The organism is Paracidovorax wautersii, assembly GCF_900113035.1.
GTDB lineage: Bacteria > Pseudomonadota > Gammaproteobacteria > Burkholderiales > Burkholderiaceae_C > Paracidovorax > Paracidovorax wautersii.
Genome location: NZ_FONX01000005.1, coordinates 1 through 16,796 on the forward strand (window position 1 = coordinate 1; position 16,796 = coordinate 16,796).

Annotated in this window: 16 protein-coding genes; 5 read left to right on the forward strand and 11 right to left on the reverse strand. The window is 69.8% G+C overall.

Going from position 1 to position 16,796, the window contains the following annotated elements:
- Positions 1 to 335, forward strand: a 335-nt coding sequence (locus tag BM070_RS08975; RefSeq protein ID WP_139222786.1) for a transposase, incomplete at its 5' end; no start/stop codon positions are given.
- 8 nt (positions 336 to 343) lie between these two features.
- On the opposite strand, the gene BM070_RS08980 is transcribed toward BM070_RS08975, so the two are convergent.
- Positions 344 to 1,726, reverse strand: coding sequence for a lytic murein transglycosylase (locus BM070_RS08980; RefSeq protein WP_092939259.1), 1,383 nt, complete (start codon positions 1,724 to 1,726; stop codon positions 344 to 346).
- 60 nt (positions 1,727 to 1,786) lie between these two features.
- Between BM070_RS08980 and sbcB the strand changes: the two genes are divergently transcribed.
- Positions 1,787 to 3,226 (forward strand): exodeoxyribonuclease I, encoded by a 1,440-nt coding sequence (sbcB, locus tag BM070_RS08985; RefSeq protein WP_092939260.1) that lies wholly within the window; start codon positions 1,787 to 1,789, stop codon positions 3,224 to 3,226.
- Between the two features lie 8 nt (positions 3,227 to 3,234).
- Positions 3,235 to 4,113: an NAD-dependent protein deacetylase gene (locus BM070_RS08990; protein ID WP_092939261.1), complete on the forward strand. Its 879-nt coding sequence runs from the start codon at positions 3,235 to 3,237 to the stop codon at positions 4,111 to 4,113.
- Between the two features lie 131 nt (positions 4,114 to 4,244).
- On the opposite strand, the gene BM070_RS08995 is transcribed toward BM070_RS08990, so the two are convergent.
- From BM070_RS08995 to adh, 3 genes are all read right to left on the reverse strand, one after another.
- Positions 4,245 to 4,673, reverse strand: coding sequence for a DUF779 domain-containing protein (locus BM070_RS08995; protein ID WP_092939262.1), 429 nt, complete (start codon positions 4,671 to 4,673; stop codon positions 4,245 to 4,247).
- A 130-nt stretch (positions 4,674 to 4,803) separates the two neighbouring features.
- Entirely contained in the window at positions 4,804 to 5,835 is a 1,032-nt protein-coding gene (adhP, locus tag BM070_RS09000) for an alcohol dehydrogenase AdhP (protein WP_092939263.1), read from the reverse strand.
- Between the two features lie 235 nt (positions 5,836 to 6,070).
- Positions 6,071 to 7,591, reverse strand: coding sequence for an aldehyde dehydrogenase (adh, locus tag BM070_RS09005; RefSeq protein ID WP_092939264.1), 1,521 nt, complete (start codon positions 7,589 to 7,591; stop codon positions 6,071 to 6,073).
- Between the two features lie 466 nt (positions 7,592 to 8,057).
- On the opposite strand from adh, the gene BM070_RS09010 reads away from it, so the two are divergent.
- Positions 8,058 to 8,777: a YebC/PmpR family DNA-binding transcriptional regulator gene (locus BM070_RS09010; RefSeq protein WP_092939265.1), complete on the forward strand. Its 720-nt coding sequence runs from the start codon at positions 8,058 to 8,060 to the stop codon at positions 8,775 to 8,777.
- Between the two features lie 79 nt (positions 8,778 to 8,856).
- On the opposite strand, the gene BM070_RS09015 is transcribed toward BM070_RS09010, so the two are convergent.
- Positions 8,857 to 10,131, reverse strand: coding sequence for an amidohydrolase family protein (locus BM070_RS09015; protein ID WP_092939266.1), 1,275 nt, complete (start codon positions 10,129 to 10,131; stop codon positions 8,857 to 8,859).
- 150 nt (positions 10,132 to 10,281) lie between these two features.
- On the opposite strand from BM070_RS09015, the gene BM070_RS09020 reads away from it, so the two are divergent.
- On the forward strand, positions 10,282 to 10,668 hold the full coding sequence (locus tag BM070_RS09020) for a VOC family protein (protein WP_092939267.1): 387 nt from the start codon (positions 10,282 to 10,284) through the stop codon (positions 10,666 to 10,668).
- Between the two features lie 19 nt (positions 10,669 to 10,687).
- Here the strand turns inward: BM070_RS09020 and BM070_RS09025 are convergent, their stop codons facing one another.
- The 6 genes from BM070_RS09025 to upp form a co-directional block, all read right to left on the reverse strand.
- On the reverse strand, positions 10,688 to 11,338 hold the full coding sequence (locus tag BM070_RS09025; protein WP_092939268.1) for a GNAT family N-acetyltransferase: 651 nt from the start codon (positions 11,336 to 11,338) through the stop codon (positions 10,688 to 10,690).
- A 43-nt stretch (positions 11,339 to 11,381) separates the two neighbouring features.
- On the reverse strand, positions 11,382 to 12,305 hold the full coding sequence (locus BM070_RS09030; protein WP_092939269.1) for an ABC transporter permease: 924 nt from the start codon (positions 12,303 to 12,305) through the stop codon (positions 11,382 to 11,384).
- Positions 12,302 to 13,363 carry an ABC transporter permease gene (locus BM070_RS09035; RefSeq protein WP_092939270.1) on the reverse strand — a complete coding sequence of 354 codons (1,062 nt, stop codon included), beginning with the start codon at positions 13,361 to 13,363 and terminating at the stop codon, positions 12,302 to 12,304. Before BM070_RS09035 ends, BM070_RS09030 begins: the two co-directional genes overlap by 4 nt.
- Positions 13,360 to 14,982: an ABC transporter ATP-binding protein gene (locus BM070_RS09040; RefSeq protein WP_092939271.1), complete on the reverse strand. Its 1,623-nt coding sequence runs from the start codon at positions 14,980 to 14,982 to the stop codon at positions 13,360 to 13,362. The genes BM070_RS09035 and BM070_RS09040 overlap by 4 nt, the downstream gene beginning before the upstream one ends.
- A 42-nt stretch (positions 14,983 to 15,024) precedes the next feature.
- Entirely contained in the window at positions 15,025 to 16,038 is a 1,014-nt protein-coding gene (locus BM070_RS09045; protein WP_092939272.1) for a BMP family protein, read from the reverse strand.
- Positions 16,039 to 16,145: 107 nt separating this feature from the next.
- Positions 16,146 to 16,775, reverse strand: a complete 630-nt coding sequence (gene upp, locus BM070_RS09050) for a uracil phosphoribosyltransferase (protein WP_092939273.1) — start codon at positions 16,773 to 16,775, stop codon at positions 16,146 to 16,148.
- Positions 16,776 to 16,796: the final 21 nt, after the last annotated feature.

Here is a 16,796-nt window from a genome sequence, read left to right on the forward strand (position 1 = left end):
CAGAAGTGACGGACCGCAAAGGAGCCTTGCAGGCGCTGCAGCGCTGCCGACCTGCGCTGGGCAGGGTGCGAAGCCTGCTGTGCGACAGCGGCTACGTGGGCAAGCCGTTCGCCCTGGGCGTGCAAGAGATCCTGGGCGAGCACGTCACCGTTCAGATCGCCAAGCGAAGCGAGTTGCACGCGTTCAAGGTGATGCCTCAGCGCTGGGTGGTGGAGCGCAGCTTTGCCTGGTTGGACAAGAACAGGCGTTTATGGAAGAACTGCGAGAGGTCGCTCAACACCAGCTTGCAGTTCGTCCACTTGGCATTCTTGGCTTTGCTGTGTCGAAGATCGTAAACAGGTTCTTAGGCCGGAGTCATGAGCCGCTGCAGCAGCTCCGTCGTCGGATACCCGTCTGCCTCCAGCCCCAGGCTGCGCTGGAACTGCCGCAGGCCCGCCCGGGTGGCGGGGCCGAAGACGCCATCGGCCGTGCCGGCGGCGAAGCCGCGCTGGTTCAGCCCGTTCTGCAGCTGCAGCACCTGGCTGCGCGAGAGCGGCTGCAGATCGCGGGGCCAGGTGGCCGTGAGGCCGGGCGCCCCCTCGATCTGCCGCGCCAGCAGGCCCACGCCCAGCGCGTAGTTGATGGAGTTGTTGTAGCGCAGGATGGCGCGGAAGTTGGGTCCGACCAGGAAGGCCGGGCCGCGCGCGCCGGCCGGCTCGATGACCGAGGCCGCGTCGAAGGCGGGCAGGGGCGTGCCGTCCATGGCCTGCACGCCGTCGGCGGCCCATTGCGCCGAGGTTTGCCGCACGTTCAGTTCTGCGCGGCTGTGGTCGAAGCCGGCCGGCAGGCGCACTTCCACGCCCCAGGGCTCGCCCCGGCGCCAGCCTGCGCTGGCCAGGTAGTTGGCGGTGGCGGCGGTGACATCGGGAATGCTGCCCCAGATGTCGCGGCGGCCGTCGCCGTCGGCATCCACGGCATGGGCCAGGAAGACGGAGGGCAGGAACTGCGTGTTCCCCATGGCCCCGGCCCAGGAGCCGACCATGCGATCGGCCGGAATATCGCCCTGGTCCACGATGCGCAAGGCCGCCAGCAGCTCCGAGCGCGCCCAGTCGCGGCGCCGGCCCTCGAAGGCCAGAGTGGCCAGCGCATCCACGGCGCGGAAGCTGCCGAAGTTGCCGCCGTAGTTGCTTTCCATGCCCCAGATGGCGGTGATGATCGATGCCGGCACGCCGTAGCGCGCCTCGGCGGCCTCCAGCGGCACGCGGTATTCCATCCGCTTGGCGCGGCCGGCGGCGACGCGCTGCGGGGAGACGGCGCTGTCCAGATAGGCCCAGGGCGTGCGCGTGAATTCGGGCTGGGCGCGGTCCAGCTCGATGACGCGGGGCAGCAGGCGGGCGCTCAGCAGCACCTGCTGCACGGTGGCGGGGCGGATGCCGGCGGCCAGCGCCTCGCGGCCGAAGGCATCGAGCCAGGCCTTGAAGCTTTTCTCTTCGGCGACCTGTGCGGCAGTTTCAGGGGACGGCGCAGCCGTGCCGGGTGCCGTGCCGGGTGCCGTGGTGGCCGGTGCGGGCACGGCGGGAGGGCTGCTGGGAGGCGTGGCGGGGCCGGTGGGGACCACGGGCGTGGCGCAGCCACCCACCAGCGCCAGCGCGGCAGAGGCGAGCGGCAAGGTCCAGGGCAGGAGGCGGCGCGGGGCGGCGCCTGGCGGCAGTGCGGTGAACGACGGGCGATTCGATGTGAAGAGCATGCGCCATTGTCGTCGGCCCCGGCATACTTGCGGCTTTGTGTTTCCTGCAGCCGCGAACCCATGCACACCTTTCTCTGGCACGACTACGAAACCTTTGGTGCCAACACCCGGCGCGACCGGCCGGCCCAGTTCGCGGGCATCCGCACCGATGCGGAGCTGAACGAGATCGGCGAGCCGCTGATGATCTATTGCCGGCCCGCGCCCGACTATCTGCCCGACCCGGAGGCCTGCCTCATCACCGGCATCACGCCGCAGCTGTGCCTGGAGCGCGGCCTGCCCGAGCATGAATTCGCCGCCCGCATCGAGGCGGAACTGGCCCGGCCCGGCACCATCGGCGTGGGCTACAACACCATCCGCTTTGACGACGAGATCACGCGCTTCATGTTCTGGCGCAACCTGATGGACCCCTATGCCCGCGAATGGCAGAACCAGTGCGGCCGCTGGGATCTGCTGGACGTGGTGCGCATGACCTATGCGCTGCGGCCCGACGGCATCGAATGGCCGCGCAAGGAAGATGGCTCGCCCAGCTTCAAGCTCGAGCATCTCTCCAAGGCCAACGGCCTGGCGCACGAGGCCGCGCACGATGCGCTCTCCGACGTTCGCGCCACCATCGCGCTGGCGCGGCTCATCCGCCAGCGCCAGCCCAAGCTGTTCGACTTCGCCCTCAGCCTGCACAAGAAGGACCGCGTGGCGGCCGAACTGCGCCTGCCCGCCACGGTGGAGACGGCGCGGCCCTTCCTGCACGTTTCGGGCATGTTCCCGACCGAGCGCGGCTGCCTGGGCGTGATGTGGCCGCTGGCCAGCCACCCGACCAACCGCAACGAGCTGATCGCCTGGGACCTGTCGCACGACCCGTCCGAGCTGGCCCGGCTGGATGCCGACACCATCCGCCTGCGCATGTTCACCCGCAGTGATGAACTGCCCGAAGGCGTCACACGACTGCCGGTCAAGACGGTGCATTTGAACAAGTCGCCCATGGTGGTGGGCAACGTCAACACGCTGACCCGCGACACGGCCGAGCGCTGGGGCATCGACCTGGAGCAGGCCGCGCGGCATGCCGCGGCGGCGCGCGCGCTGCCGGACCTCACCGCCATCTGGGCCAAGGTGTTCTCCCGCCCGCAGGACGGGCCGGCGCCGGATGTGGATCAAGACCTCTACGGCGGCTTCGTCGGCAACGAGGACCGCCGGCGCCTGGAGCGCCTGCGCAGCCTGCCGCCCGAAAAGCTCGCCGAGGCCCGCCCGGGCTTCGACGACGAGCGGCTCGAAGAGCTGGCCTGGCGCTACCGGGCGCGCAACTACCCGCACACGCTCACCGAGGAAGACCTGGAGCGCTGGGAAGAACACCGCGTGGCCTGCCTGATGGAGGGACAGGGCGGCGCGCTCACCTTCGACGAGCTGTTCGCGCGGCTGGACACGCTGGGCGGCGAGGCCGACGAGCGCGGCGAAGAGATCCTGGGCGCGCTCTACGACTACGCCGAGAGCATCGCGCCGGCGATGTAGGCGCAGCCATGTCCGGCACGCCCGCTTTCCTGCCGCTCGATGCGGCCCAGCCCGAAGGCGCCCTGGCGGAGCCGGCCCGGCTGGCCGCCTTCATCCGCGCCCACCCCCGGCTTTTCGTGCTCACCGGGGCGGGCTGCAGCACGGCCTCCGGCATTCCCGATTACCGCGATGCCGATGGGCAGTGGAAGCGGCCGCAGCCCGTCACCTTCCAGGCCTTCATGGGCGAGGAGGCCACGCGCCAGCGCTACTGGGCGCGCAGCCTGGTCGGCTGGCGCGTCATTGGCCATGCGCAGCCGGGCGCGGCGCACCGGGCCCTGGCGCAGCTGGAGGCCCTGGGCCATGTGGAAATGCTGCTGACCCAGAACGTCGATGGCCTGCACGATGCGGCGGGCAGCCGGAGCACGGTCGATCTGCACGGCCGCATCGATACCGTGCGCTGCATGCATTGCGAGGCGCGCATGCCCCGCGCCGCGCTGCAGCAGCGCCTGCTGGAGGCCAACCCCGCCTGGGCCCATCTCCAGGCGGAAACGGCGCCCGACGGCGATGCCTATCTGGACGGGCTGGATTTCTCCACCTTCGCCGTGCCGGCCTGCCCGGCCTGCGGCCAAGGGCCGCTGAAACCGGACGTGGTGTTCTTCGGCGAGAACGTGCCGCGCGAGCGCGTGACGGCCGCGCGCGAGGCCCTGCAGCGCTCCGATGCGGCGCTGGTGGTGGGCTCCTCGCTCATGGTGTATTCGGGCTTTCGCTTCGTACAGGCGGCGGCGGATGCCGGCAAGCCCATCGCGGCGGTGAACCAGGGCCGCACGCGCGGAGACGCGCTCTTCGCCCTCAAGCTGCAGAGCGATGTCGGACAGACGCTGGCGGAGGCTGCAGCGCTGCTGGGCTGACGGCGCGGGCTGTGCCGCCGAGCGAGGCAGCGGCGGTTTCGGCAGTGCGGTTCTGGCATCCGGGCACAGGGCCACCAGGGCCACCTGGCAGCGGAGGCGAGGCTCCGGAGCGAGCCGACCGCAGGTGTCCTTCAGCCTTGCCCGCTCTGCGGCGGGCCGAGTGCCTCGATGGCCGCCCATTCCTCGTCGCCATAGAGCCGCGAGCGCGTGAGAAAGCGCAGGCCGGTGGGCCGCTCCAGCGAGAACATGCCGCCGTTGCCCGGCACCGCGTCGATGATGAGGTGCGTGTGCTCCCAGTATTCGAACTGCGACCGGCTCATGTAGAAGGGCGTGCCGGCGATCTCGCCCAGCAGCACGTCGGAGTCGCCCAGCATGAACTCGCCCTGGGCGAAGCACATGGGTGCGCTCCCGTCGCAGCAGCCGCCCGACTGGTGGAACATGAGCGGGCCGTGCTGGGCGCGCAGCCGTTCGATGAGCGCCACGGCTTCCGGCGTGGCCGATACGCGCGTGGCCGCCTGGGGTGCGGTGGCCGTGGCTTCCTGCAAGTGGGTGTCTGGCATGGTCTTTCGTCTCCGTGAAGGCCCCGGGTGGGGCCTTTCTTGTTGTGCGGTCCGTCCGGTGGAAGCCCGTGCCACGCGCCTTGCTGCAGGCTGCTCCCCGCCCTGCGCGGGCGGGAAGAGGGGGCGCGTGTCAGGCCGCCATGTCCAGCACGATACGCCCCTGGATCTGCCCCTTGTGCATGCGGGTGAAGATGTCGTTGATGTTGTCCAGCTTCTCGGTGCTCACCGTGGCCTTGACCTGGCCGCGCGCGGCGAAGTCGAGCGACTCCTGCAGGTCCAGGCGCGTGCCGACGATGGAGCCGCGCACCGTGACGCCGCGCAGCACCATGTCGAAGATGGGCAGCGGGAAGTTGCCGGGCGGCAGGCCGTTGAGTGCGACCGTGCCGCCGCGCCGCACCATGCCCAGGGCCTGCTCGAAGGCCTTGGGCGAAACCGCGGTGACCAGCGCGCCATGGGCGCCGCCGATCTCCTTTTGCAGGTAGGCGGCGGGGTCGTTCTTGAGGGCGTTGACGGTGACGCTCGCGCCCAGCTGGCGGGCGAGTTCGAGCTTGTCGTCCTCCACGTCCACGGCAGCCACGTTCAGGCCCATGGCGCGGGCGTATTGCACGGCCATGTGGCCCAGGCCGCCGATGCCGGAGATGACGACCCAGTCGCCGGGCTTGGTGTCGGTCACCTTCAGGCCCTTGTACACCGTGACGCCCGCGCACAGCACGGGTGCGATGTCCACGAAGCTCACGTCCTTGGGCAGGTGGCCGACGAAGTTCGGGTCGGCCAGCGCGTAGTCGGCGAAGCCGCCGTTGACCGAATAGCCGGTATTGCTCTGCGATTCGCACAGCGTTTCCCAGCCGCCCAGGCAGTGGGTGCAGCAGCCGCAGGCCGAATGCAGCCAGGGCACGCCCACGCGGTCGCCTTCCTTGACGTGCTTGACGTTCTTGCCGATGGCGGCGACGAAGCCCACGCCTTCGTGGCCGGGAATGAACGGCGGATTGGGCTTGACGGGCCAGTCGCCTTCGGCGGCGTGCAGGTCGGTATGGCAGACGCCGGAGGCCTCGATCTTCACGAGGATCTGGTCGTCGGCCGGCGTCGGCACCGGCACCTCTTCGATGGTCAGGGGCTTGCCGAATTCGCGGACGACGGCGGCTTTCATGGTCTTGGCGGTCATGGCTCGGGTTCCTTTTTCTCTGCGCGGATGGAGTGATCGGGAGGGCAGGCTTTGACCATAAGCCGCCCTCCCGCAGCACCTGCTGACGCAGGTCAAGCCATCTGCAGAACCGTGAGCGCGACGGTGAACCTGGTCCCTCGCGTGCGGCGCACTGCTGCCGGGTGCGGTCTGCGCAGTTGCGCATCCGCACCCATCGGAGCGCCCCGCATCGCGGGGACCGGAGTTCGCCTTCGCCTCAGAAGAAGCCCAGCTTGTTGGGGCTGTAGCTCACCAGCAGGTTCTTGGTCTGCTGGTAGTGGTCGAGCATCATCTTGTGGTTCTCGCGGCCGATGCCGGACTGCTTGTAGCCGCCGAAGGCAGCGTGCGCGGGGTAGGCGTGGTAGCAGTTGGTCCACACGCGGCCGGCCTGGATGCCGCGGCCCATGCGGAAGGCGCGCGCGCCGTCACGGCTCCACACGCCGGCGCCCAGGCCGTAGAGCGTGTCGTTGGCGATCTCCAGCGCTTCTTCTTCGGTCTTGAAGGTGGTGACGGACACCACCGGGCCGAAGATCTCTTCCTGGAAGATGCGCATCTTGTTGTGGCCCTTGAACACCGTGGGCTTGATGTAGTAGCCGCCGGCCAGGTCGCCGCCGAGCATGTTGCGCTCGCCGCCGATCAGGCATTCGGCGCCTTCCTTCTTGCCCAGGTCCAGGTACGAGAGGATCTTCTCCAGCTGCTCCTGCGAGGCCTGCGCGCCGATCATGGTGCTCTTGTCGAGCGGGTGGCCCTGGGTGATGGCGGCCACGCGCTTCAGGGCGCGTTCCATGAAGCGGTCGTAGATCGATTCCTGGATCAGCACGCGGCTGGGGCAGGTGCAGACCTCGCCCTGGTTCAGGGCGAACATGGTGAAGCCTTCCAGCGCCTTGTCGAAGAAGGCGTCGTCGGCGGCCAGCACGTCCTCGAAGAAGATGTTGGGGCTCTTGCCGCCCAGCTCCAGCGTGACGGGGATGATGTTCTGGCTGGCGTACTGCATGATCAGCCGGCCGGTGGTGGTCTCGCCCGTGAAGGCGATCTTCGCGATGCGGTTGCTGGACGCGAGCGGCTTGCCGGCCTCCAGCCCGAAGCCGTTGACCACGTTCAGCACGCCGGCCGGCAGCAGGTCGCCGATGATTTCCAGCAGCACCAGGATGGAGGCGGGCGTCTGCTCGGCGGGCTTGAGCACCACGCAGTTGCCGGCGGCCAGGGCCGGGGCCAGCTTCCAGACGGCCATCAGGATGGGGAAGTTCCAGGGAATGATCTGGCCGACGACGCCCAGCGGCTCATGGAAGTGATAGGCCACCGTTTCGTGGTCGATCTCGCTGATGCCGCCTTCCTGGGCGCGCACCGCGCCCGCGAAGTAGCGGAAGTGGTCGATGGCCAGGGGAATGTCGGCCGCCATGGTCTCGCGCAGCGGCTTGCCGTTGTCGATGGTTTCCGCCACGGCGATGGTCAGCAGGTTGGCTTCCATGCGGTCGGCGATCTTCAGCAGGATGTTCGCGCGGTCGGTGGTGGAGGTCTTGCCCCAGGCGGCCTTGGCCTTGTGTGCGGCGTCGAGCGCGGCGTTCACGTCCTTGTCGTTGGAACGCGGCACCGCGGTGAACACCTGGCCGTTGATGGGCGAGCTGTTCTCGAAATACTGACCATCCACCGGCGGTACCCACTGGCCGCCAATGTAGTTGCCATACTGCTTCTTGTAGGGGTTGGCGATACCGAGGCTTGCGATTTCTGCCATGTTCATGGTGCTTGTCTCCTGAGATGGTTTTCAGTGGAATGCTGCGCGCCGTGGCGCACTCGCACTCCTTCAAGGGCAAGTCGCATGCCAGCGCTTTTCCGCTGGGCGTGAAGGGCTCGGCGCTACGGGACAACCCTTGGTTTGGGGCCGCGATCAGGCCCGCTGCGCAGGCACTTGGCGGCTTTGCGACAGAAACGAGGCGGCGAGCGGGGTGTTCCGCCTGTGCCGTGGCGCAGTCCGGGTGTGCCACCTGTTCCATTTCTGAACAGTTGTGCCGTGACGCTGGCCGGCGCACTGCGGGCGGCGACCAGCCCCTGCCGCGCGCCTAGAATCGCCCGCTGCAGCCGGGCAGGCCATCAGAGCGCCTTTGCCCGGTTCAAGACCGGCAAGCCGCCCCACCATCGGGGCGGTCTGCCGCTCGGGGCGCCCTGCGGCAGGCAGGCCCCCGCCATCAATCGCAGGAGGCGCCACCATGGGTGCGCAATGGAAAGCAAAGGGCAAGGCGCAGGTCGCCGATGCCAAGGGCAAGCTGTTCGGCAAGCTCGTCAAGGAAATCATCGTGGCGGCCCGCAGCGGCGCCGATCCGGCCGGCAATTCGCGCCTGCGCCTGGCGATGGAGCAGGCCCGCAAGGCCTCCATGCCCAAGGACACGCTCGAGCGTGCGGTGAAGAAGGGCTCGGGCGTGGGCGCCGATGCCGTCGATTACCAGCGCGTGATCTATGAAGGCTTCGCGCCGCACCAGGTGCCGGTGATGGTCGAATGCCTGACCGACAACGTGAACCGCACCGCGCCCGAAATGCGCGTGCTGTTCCGCAAGGGCCAGCTGGGCACGTCCGGTTCTGTCTCGTGGGACTTCAACCACGTCGGCTTCATCGAAGCCGAACCCACCGCCGGCCACGCCGGTGCCGATGCCGAGGTGGCCGCCATCGAGGCCGGCGCGCAGGACTTCGAGCCCGGCGAGCAGGAAGGCACGACGCTGTTCATCACCGATCCGGCCGATCTGGACCTGGTGAGCCGTGCGCTGCCGGCCCAGGGCTTCACGGTGCTGTCGGCCAAGCTGGGCTACCAGCCCAAGAACCCGGTCGATCCGGCCAACCTGAGCGCCGAGGCGCTGGAAGAGGTGGAGAGCTTCCTGGCCGCCATCGACGCGCACGACGACGTGCAGGAAATGTTCGTCGGCCTCAAGGGCTGAGGCTTTCTGCTTCGCTTTTGATAGCGGCCTGCGCCCTTTTATCAAGGGCTGCAGGCCGTTTTCTTGAGGGGGTGCCGCTTCAGCCGGCCAGCAGGCTGACCTGCGCCGGCCTGCCGGGCAGCGAGAGCTGCGCCACCGGCGCAGGGCTGCCGGCCACCTGTTGGCCGCGCCGCCATACCGCCAGCCGCGTGGCGCGCAGGCGGATGGCCTCCACCGGGTCGCGGGCATGCAGCAGCACCAGATCGGCATGGCAGCCGGGGGCGATGCCGTAGCCCTCCAGGCCCAGCAGCCGCGCCGGGTTCACCGTCACCGCATCGAAGCACTGGCGCATGGCCTGCTGGCCGGTCATCTGCGCCACGTGCAGGCCCATGTGGGCGGCTTCGAGCATGTCGGCGCTGCCGCCGGCATACCAGGGGTCCATCACGCAGTCGTGGCCGAAGGCGACGGTCAGGCCGGCGGCCATCAGCTCGGGCACGCGGGTCATGCCGCGGCGCTTGGGGTAGCTGTCGTGCCGGCCCTGCAGCGTGATGTTGATGAGCGGGTTGGCGACCACGCCCAGCTGCGCCTCCGCCATCAGCGGGATCAGCTTGCTGACGTAGTAGTTGTCCATGCTGTGCATGGACGTGAGGTGCGAGCCGGTGACGCGGCCCTGCAGGCCCAGGCGCACGGTCTCGGCGGCCAGCGTCTCGACATGGCGCGAGAGCGGGTCGTCGGACTCGTCGCAATGCATGTCCACCCGCAGGCCGCGCTCGGCGGCCAGCTCGCACAGCAGGCGCACGCTTTCGGCCCCCTGCGCCATGGTGCGCTCGAAATGCGGAATGCCGCCCACCACCTCCACGCCCAGGTCCAGCGCGCGCGTGAGGCTGTCCAGCCCGCCGGGCCGGCGCAGCACGCCGTCCTGCGGGAAGGCGACCAGCTGCAGGTCGAGGTAGGGCGCCACGCGGGCCTTCACGTCGAGCAGGGCGCGCACGGTGAGCAGGTTCGGGTCGCTGGTGTCCACATGGCTGCGGATGGCCAGCAGGCCGCGCGCCACGGCCCAGTCGCAATAGGCGAGGGCGCGTTCCACGATGGCCTCGTGCGTGAGCGTGGGTTTCAGCTCGCCCCAGAGTGCGATGCCTTCGAGCAGCGTGCCGCTTTCGTTCACGCGCGGCTGGCCGTAGCTCAGTGCCGAATCGAGGTGGAAATGCGCATCGACGAAGGGCGGCGACAGCAGCATGCCGCCGGCATCGACCGCCTGGTGCGCGGGGGCCTGCAGCCCTGGCGCGACCTCCACGATGCGCCCGTCCTGGACGGCGACGGACATGTGCTGGCGCCCGTCGGGCAGGGTGGCGTGGTGGATCAGCAGGTCGAGCATGGGCGGGGTTCGGGCGGTGGGGAGTGGGCGAAAGGCTGTGCCGGTGGCGTGCATATTCTGGGCCAGCCCAGGGGCTTCAAGAGGCGCCGCCGGCCGCGAAGGGTAGGCTCGGTGTTCCCCATCCATCGGCCCCTTCCAGCCCAGCCCGCCATGCAGTTCGCCTACACCATCCTCTACGTCCAGGACGTCGCCCGCTCCATCGCCTTCTACGAGGCCGCCTTCGGCCTGCAGCGCCGCTTCCTGCACGAAGGCGGTGACTACGGGGAGCTGGAGACGGGAGCGACCACGCTGGCGTTCTCGTCGCACCAGCTCATGACGCAGCTGGGCAAGAACCCGCAGCGCGCCCGTGCCGATGCGCCCAGCTTCGAGATCGCTCTCACCACCGACGACGTGCCCGCCGCCCTGGCCCGCGCCGTGGCCGCCGGGGCCCGGCAGGTGCGCGCACCCGAGCGCATGCCCTGGGGGCAGACCATCGCCTATGTGGAAGACGGCGACGGCGTGCTGGTGGAGCTGTGCACGCCGGTGCAGTCGGATTGAGCCGGGGGCTGCGGTTCGGTCAGCCGCCGTGCGTGGCAGCGAGCCACCGTGTGCGCGGCAGCCGGTACAGCACGTGGGAGCGCAACCCATCCCCCTCGGGCACGGACGGGTGGTCGAAGGCCTCTGCGGGCGATGCATGCATGCCCAGGCGGATCATCACCGCTTGCGACCGGAGGTTGCGCTGCGCCGTGAAGGCAACGATCTCATCCAGCCCGAGCGCCTCGAACCCGATCCGCAGCGCGAGCCGTGCGCCTTCCGTCGCCAGGCCCCGGCCCCAGAAAGGGCGGGCCAGCCGCCAGCCGATCTCCACGCAGGGCGCAAAGGGGAGCGCAGCCGTGGGGCGATGCAGGCCGATGAAGCCCATGAAGCGGGAGCGGCCCCCGCCATCCCCACCGTCTTCCAGCGATTCTGCCGCCCAGAAACCCCAGCCCTGCTCGTCGATCAGCGATTCGATGCGGTCGGCCAGTGCGTCGCTGTGCGCGCGGTCCGGCAGTGGTAGGAGATGCTCCATCACCACCGGGTCGGCGTGGAGCGCGGCAAAAGGCTCGCGGTCCGCGGGTGTCCACTGGCGCAGGCGCAGCCGGGGTGAGCGCAGCAGGGTGGGGTCGATGGAGACGGTGCTGTCCACCGTGTCCTTCGGTACGGCGAGGTGTGTCGCAGGGTTCGGCATGCGCCGATGGTAGTGGGTCGCGCGTCCCCGCCGCCCGTGGCCCTTATCGCTCGCCCTTGCGGTACGGTTTCATCAGCGCCTGCGGGTACGCCGCCCTGCGGGCCACCAGCACCAGCGCCAGGATGGACAGCAGATAAGGCAGCATCAGGTACACCTGATAGGGCAGCCAGGCATCGCCCGCCTGCTGCAGGCGCAGCTGCAGCGCATCGAAGAACGCGAACAGCAGGGCGCCGAGCAGCGCCTTGCCGGGCCGCCACGAGGCGAATACGACCAGCGCCACGCAGATCCAGCCGCGGCCGTTGACCATGTTGAAAAAGAACGCATTGAACGCCGACAGCGTGAGGAAGCTGCCGGCCACGCCCATGAGCGCGGAGCCCGCCACGATGGCCCCCGTACGCGTGGCCGCCACGGAAATCCCCTGGCCCTCGGCCGCCTGCGGGTTCTCGCCCACCATGCGTACCGCCAAGCCCAGCGGCGTGCGGTAGAGCGCCCAGGCGAGCAGCGGCGCCAGCAGCAGGGCCAGCAGCGTGAGCGGTGTCTGGCCTGAGAGAACCGGCACGCCTAGCCATTCCATCGGCGCGAACGGCGCGATGGTGGGCGGCGTGTTCACCTTTGGGAAGCCCACGCGGTAGCCGTAGTAGCTGAGGGCTGTCGCCAGCAGCGTGATGCCCAGGCCCGAGACGTGCTGCGACAGCGCCAGCCCCACGGTAAGCCAGGCATGCAGCAGGCCGAACACCGCGCCCGTGAGCGCCGCCACCGCCACGCCCGTCCACAGGCCATGCCCCGCATACACGGTGAGCCAGCCCGTGAAGGCGCCTGCGACCATGATCCCTTCGATGCCCAGGTTCAGCACGCCCGCGCGCTCGCACAGCAGCACGCCCAGCGTGCCGAGGATGAGCGGCGTCGCCACCCGCAGCGTGGCGATCCAGAAGGCCGGGTTGGCGAGGATGTCGAGCAGTTCGGTCATTTCCAGCGGACCCGGTATTGCGCGAGCAGCCCGGCCACCAGCACCGCGATCAGCGAGGCGGCGACGATCACATCGGCGATGTAGGTGGGCACGCCGATGGCACGGCTCATGCTGTCCGCGCCCACCAGCACGCCGGCCACGAAGATGCCTGCCGCCACCACGCCCAGCGGGTGCAGCCCGGCCAGCATGGCGATCACGATGCCGCTGTAGCCGTAGCCGGGGGACATGTCCAGCGTCACGTAGCCGGTGCGGCCCGCGACCTCGATGGCGCCGGCCAGGCCCGCGAGCCCGCCCGAGAGCAGGGCCACCAGCACCACGGTGCGCGTGACCGGCACGCCCGCGAACGCCGCAGCGCGCGGGTTGGCGCCAGCCGCGCGGATGTCGAAGCCGGGCACCGTGCGCGCCAGCAGCGCCCAGAGCAGCACGGCCAGGCCCACGGCGATGAGCAGGCCGGTGTGTAGGCGCGAACCCGGCACCAGCCGCGAGAGTTCCAGATCGCCCTGCAGCGCCACGCTCTGCGGCCAGCCCAGGGCCAGCGGGTCTTTCATGGGGCCGTCGAGCAGGGCGGAGACCAGCAGCAGCATCACGAAGTTGAGCAGCAGCGTGGTCACCACCTCGTCCACGCCCAGGCGCGCCTTCATCAGCGCCGGGCCCAGCAGCAGCGCGGCGCCGGCCAGGGCCGCGGCCAGCATCATCAGCGGGAACAGCACCCAGGGCGACCATTCCAGCCCCGTGCCACCGTGCATGCCGCCCACGGCCACGGCAGCGATCGCGCCCGCGTAGAGCTGCCCTTCGGCGCCGATGTTGAAGAGCCGTGCACGGAAGGCCACGGCCGCCGCGAGCCCGGTGAGGATCAGCGGCGTGGCGCGCGTGAGGGTTTCGGTCAGCGCGAAGACGGAGCCGAACGCGCCCTGCGCCAGCAGCGCATAGGTGCGGCCCACGGGCGCGCCGGCCCACAGCACCAGCAGCGTGGAGACGAGCAGGGTGAAGGCCACGGCGCCGACGGGCGCGGCCACGTAGGCGGCGGCGGAAGTGCGGTGGCGTTTTTCGAGTCTCATGGGGTGTCCGGTACGTTGCCCGCACCGACGGCCATAGCGGCCGGCGAGGTGCTTTCCGCCGCGGTGTGCTCGCCGGCCATGGCGAGGCCGATGGCCTCGCGCGTCCAGGTTTCGGCCGGCAGGGCGGCGGTCAGGTGGCCGCCGTGCATCACCGCCACCCTGTCACCCAGCTGCAGCACCTCGTCCAGGTCGTCTGAAATCAGCAGCACGGCGGCGCCCGCGTCGCGCGCGGCGATGAGCTGCTGCTGCACGAAGGTGACGGCGCCGATGTCCAGGCCCCAGGTGGGCTGGTGGGCCACGATCAGCCGTGGGGGCTCCTGCGTGCCCGGATCGGGCGACAGCAGCGCCCGCCCGAGGATGAGCTTCTGCATGTTGCCGCCCGAGAGCGAGCGCGCCGGCACGTCAGGGCCGCCGCCGCGCACGTCGAAGGTCTCTGCCACGCGGCGCGCGTGCTGGCGGGCTTGGCCCCGCTTGATCCAGCCAGCGGTGAACCAGGGGTGGGAGAACCAGCGGCTGCCCAGGCGTTCGGAGACGGCGTTCTCCCAGACCGGCAGATCGCCCACCACGCCCACGGCGTGGCGGTCTTCGGGGATGCGGGCCACGCCCTGGGCGACGAGGTGCTGGGGCTGGGCGGGCAGCGGCATGCCGTGCAGGGTGGCGCGCCCTTGCGTGGGCGCACGCACGCCGCACAGCACGTCGGCCAGTGCCACCTGGCCGTTGCCCGAGACGCCGGCGATGGCGGTGATCTCGCCCGCGCGCAGCGTGAGGTTCACGCCGTGCAGCGCATCGCGCCCGCCGGCGGTGTGGACACCCTCCAGCGTGCAGACGGCATCGCCCACGTGGCGGGCGGGGCGGCGCTCGGCGCGTTCGACGGCGTGGCCCACCATCCACTGCGCGAGCTGGGCCTGCGTGGTGCCCTGGGCGGGCGCCTCGGCCACCAGCCGGCCCTGGCGCAGCACGGCCACGCGGTGCGAGACGCGCAGCACCTCGCCCAGCTTGTGGCTGATGAAGATGATGGACAGGCCCTCGGCGACCATCTGCGAGAGGGTGGCGAAGAGCGCCTCGCTCTCCTGCGGCGTGAGCACGGCCGTGGGCTCGTCGAGGATCAGGATGCGCGCGCCCCGGTAGAGCGCCTTGAGGATCTCCACCCGCTGGCGCTCGCCCACCGAGAGGTCGCCCACGCGCGCATCGGGCGACACCGGCAGGCCGAAGCGCCGCGACACCTCCAGCAGCCGCGCACGGGCCGCGCTGCGGCGCGAGAACGGCTGCCAGAGCAGCTCGCTGCCCAGCAGCACGTTGTCCAGCACGCTCAGGTTGTCGGCCAGCGTGAAATGCTGGTGCACCATGCCGATGCCGGCCGCCAGCGCCGCGCGCGGCTGGCCGGGCGGCAGGGGGCGGCCGAAGGCCTTGATGTCGCCTTCGTCCGCCACGTAGTGGCCGAACAGGATGGACATCAGCGTGGACTTGCCCGCGCCGTTCTCGCCCAGCAGGGCCAGCACCTCGCCGCGCAGGAGCGTCAGCGAGATGTCGTCGTTGGCCACCAGGCTGCCGAAGCGCTTGGTGATGCCCGAGAGCTGCAGCACGGTGCCCGGCGCAGGGACCGGCGGTGGTGCGAGCATGGAGAAGGGGCGTGGGCGGCGGGGGCCTCGTCCAAGCCGGGCTTACCTGGCCGTGGACTTGGGCTGGCTGTCGTCCACCTTCACTGTGAACTTGCCGGCCAGGATCTCGGCCTCGCGGGCCTTGACCTTGGCGACCACCTCGGCCGGCACCTTCTTCTCGAAGGTGCCCAGCGGGCTCAGCGACGAGCCCTTGTACTTCATCATCGAATAGGGGCCGTAGTCTTCCGCCGTGAACTTGCCGGCCTTGACCAGGCCGATGGCGCGCTCCACCGTGGGCTCCATGTGCCAGAGGGCCGACGCGACGACCGTGTCGGGGTACTGGGGCTGGGTGTCGATCACGTTGCCGATGGCGAGCTTGCCCTTTTCCTTGGCCGCGTCGCTGACGCCGAAGCGCTCGGCATAGAGCACGTCCGCGCCCTTGTCGATCATGGCGAAGGTGGCTTCCTTGGCCTTGGGCGGGTCGAACCAGCTGTTGATGAAGGTGACGGTGAACTCCACCTTGGGGTTCACCTCCCTGGCGCCGGCCATGAAGGCGTGCATCAGGCGGTTGACCTCGGGGATGGGGAAACCGCCGACCATGCCGATCTTGTTGGTCTTGGTCATGCCGCCCGCGATCATGCCGCTGAGGTAGGCCGGTTCCTGGATGTAGTTGTCGAAGACGCTGAAGTTGGGCGCCTGCGGCTTGCCGGAGGAGCCCAGCACGAAAGCGGTCTTGGGGAAGTCCTTAGCCACCTTGCGGGCCGCGGATTCCACGCCGAACACCTCGCCGAAGATCAGCTGGTTGCCGCCGTTGGCGTACTCGCGCATCACGCGCTCGTAGTCGGCGTTGGCCACGTTCTCGCTGCTCTTGTATTCGATTTCGCCGCGCGCCTCGGCCGCCTTCAGGGCCTTGTGGATGCGGCTCACCCATTGCTGTTCGTAGGGCACCGTGTAGATGGCCGCCACCTTCAGCCTGGGCTCCTGCGCCAGTGCCGCCAGCGGGGCCATGCCCAGGGTGGCGGAGATGGCGAGCGAGGTGCAGAGCAGGCGTCCGGTGAAGAGGCGGCGGTTGTGCATGGCGGTGTCCAGGGCGGGCTCGGGTTCGAGCCGGGATGTAGAAGCGATCCCCTGGATTGGCAAGATGCATGCCAGCTGCACCGCTGGCATGCCCGCCCGAAATGCCCTTATTTGGTGCCAAAGATGCGGTCGCCCGCGTCGCCCAGGCCCGGCAGGATGTAGCCGTGCTCGTTGAGCTCGCGGTCGATGGCGGCGGTGTAGATCGGCACGTCGGGGTGGGCCTTCTGCAGCGTGGCCACGCCTTCGGGCGCGGCCAGCAGGCAGACGAACTTGATCGAGCGCGGGCTCAGCTTCTTGATGCGGTCCACGGCGGCGGCGGCGGAGTTGCCGGTGGCGAGCATCGGGTCCACGACGATCACGTCGCGTTCCTGCATCTCGGAGGGCATCTTGAAGTAGTACTCGACCGGCTGCAGCGTGTCCGGGTCGCGGTAGAGGCCGATGTGGCCGATGCGCGCGCCCGGGATCACGTTGAGCATGCCGTCCAGGAAGCCGTTGCCGGCGCGCAGGATGGACACCAGCACCTGCTTCTTGCCGTCGATGACGCGGCCGGTCATGGTCTCCAGCGGGGTCTCGATCTCGAGGTCCGAGAGCGGCATGTCGCGGGTGATCTCGTAGGCCATCAGCGTGCTCAGCTCGCCCAGCAGGCGGCGGAAGCTGTTGGTGCTGGCGTCCTTGCGGCGCATCAGGGTCAGCTTGTGCTGCACCAGGGGATGGGTGATGACGTGAACGTTGCTCATGGGCTGGGCCTCTTCTTGGGG

Coding starts and splice junctions, on each gene's coding strand:
- BM070_RS09025 (WP_092939268.1), bottom strand. CDS start 11,338: ATGCCGAACCCTGCGACACACCTCGCCGTACCGAAGGACACGGTGGAC.
- BM070_RS08995 (WP_092939262.1), bottom strand. CDS start 4,673: ATGCCAGACACCCACTTGCAGGAAGCCACGGCCACCGCACCCCAGGCG.
- BM070_RS09030 (WP_092939269.1), bottom strand. CDS start 12,305: ATGACCGAACTGCTCGACATCCTCGCCAACCCGGCCTTCTGGATCGCC.
- upp (WP_092939273.1), bottom strand. CDS start 16,775: ATGAGCAACGTTCACGTCATCACCCATCCCCTGGTGCAGCACAAGCTG.
- sbcB (WP_092939260.1), top strand. CDS start 1,787: ATGCACACCTTTCTCTGGCACGACTACGAAACCTTTGGTGCCAACACC.
- BM070_RS09020 (WP_092939267.1), top strand. CDS start 10,282: ATGCAGTTCGCCTACACCATCCTCTACGTCCAGGACGTCGCCCGCTCC.
- BM070_RS08980 (WP_092939259.1), bottom strand. CDS start 1,726: ATGCTCTTCACATCGAATCGCCCGTCGTTCACCGCACTGCCGCCAGGC.
- BM070_RS09010 (WP_092939265.1), top strand. CDS start 8,058: ATGGGTGCGCAATGGAAAGCAAAGGGCAAGGCGCAGGTCGCCGATGCC.
- BM070_RS09045 (WP_092939272.1), bottom strand. CDS start 16,038: ATGCACAACCGCCGCCTCTTCACCGGACGCCTGCTCTGCACCTCGCTC.
- BM070_RS09015 (WP_092939266.1), bottom strand. CDS start 10,131: ATGCTCGACCTGCTGATCCACCACGCCACCCTGCCCGACGGGCGCCAG.
- BM070_RS08990 (WP_092939261.1), top strand. CDS start 3,235: ATGTCCGGCACGCCCGCTTTCCTGCCGCTCGATGCGGCCCAGCCCGAA.
- adhP (WP_092939263.1), bottom strand. CDS start 5,835: ATGACCGCCAAGACCATGAAAGCCGCCGTCGTCCGCGAATTCGGCAAG.
- adh (WP_092939264.1), bottom strand. CDS start 7,591: ATGAACATGGCAGAAATCGCAAGCCTCGGTATCGCCAACCCCTACAAG.
- BM070_RS09035 (WP_092939270.1), bottom strand. CDS start 13,363: ATGAGACTCGAAAAACGCCACCGCACTTCCGCCGCCGCCTACGTGGCC.
- BM070_RS09040 (WP_092939271.1), bottom strand. CDS start 14,982: ATGCTCGCACCACCGCCGGTCCCTGCGCCGGGCACCGTGCTGCAGCTC.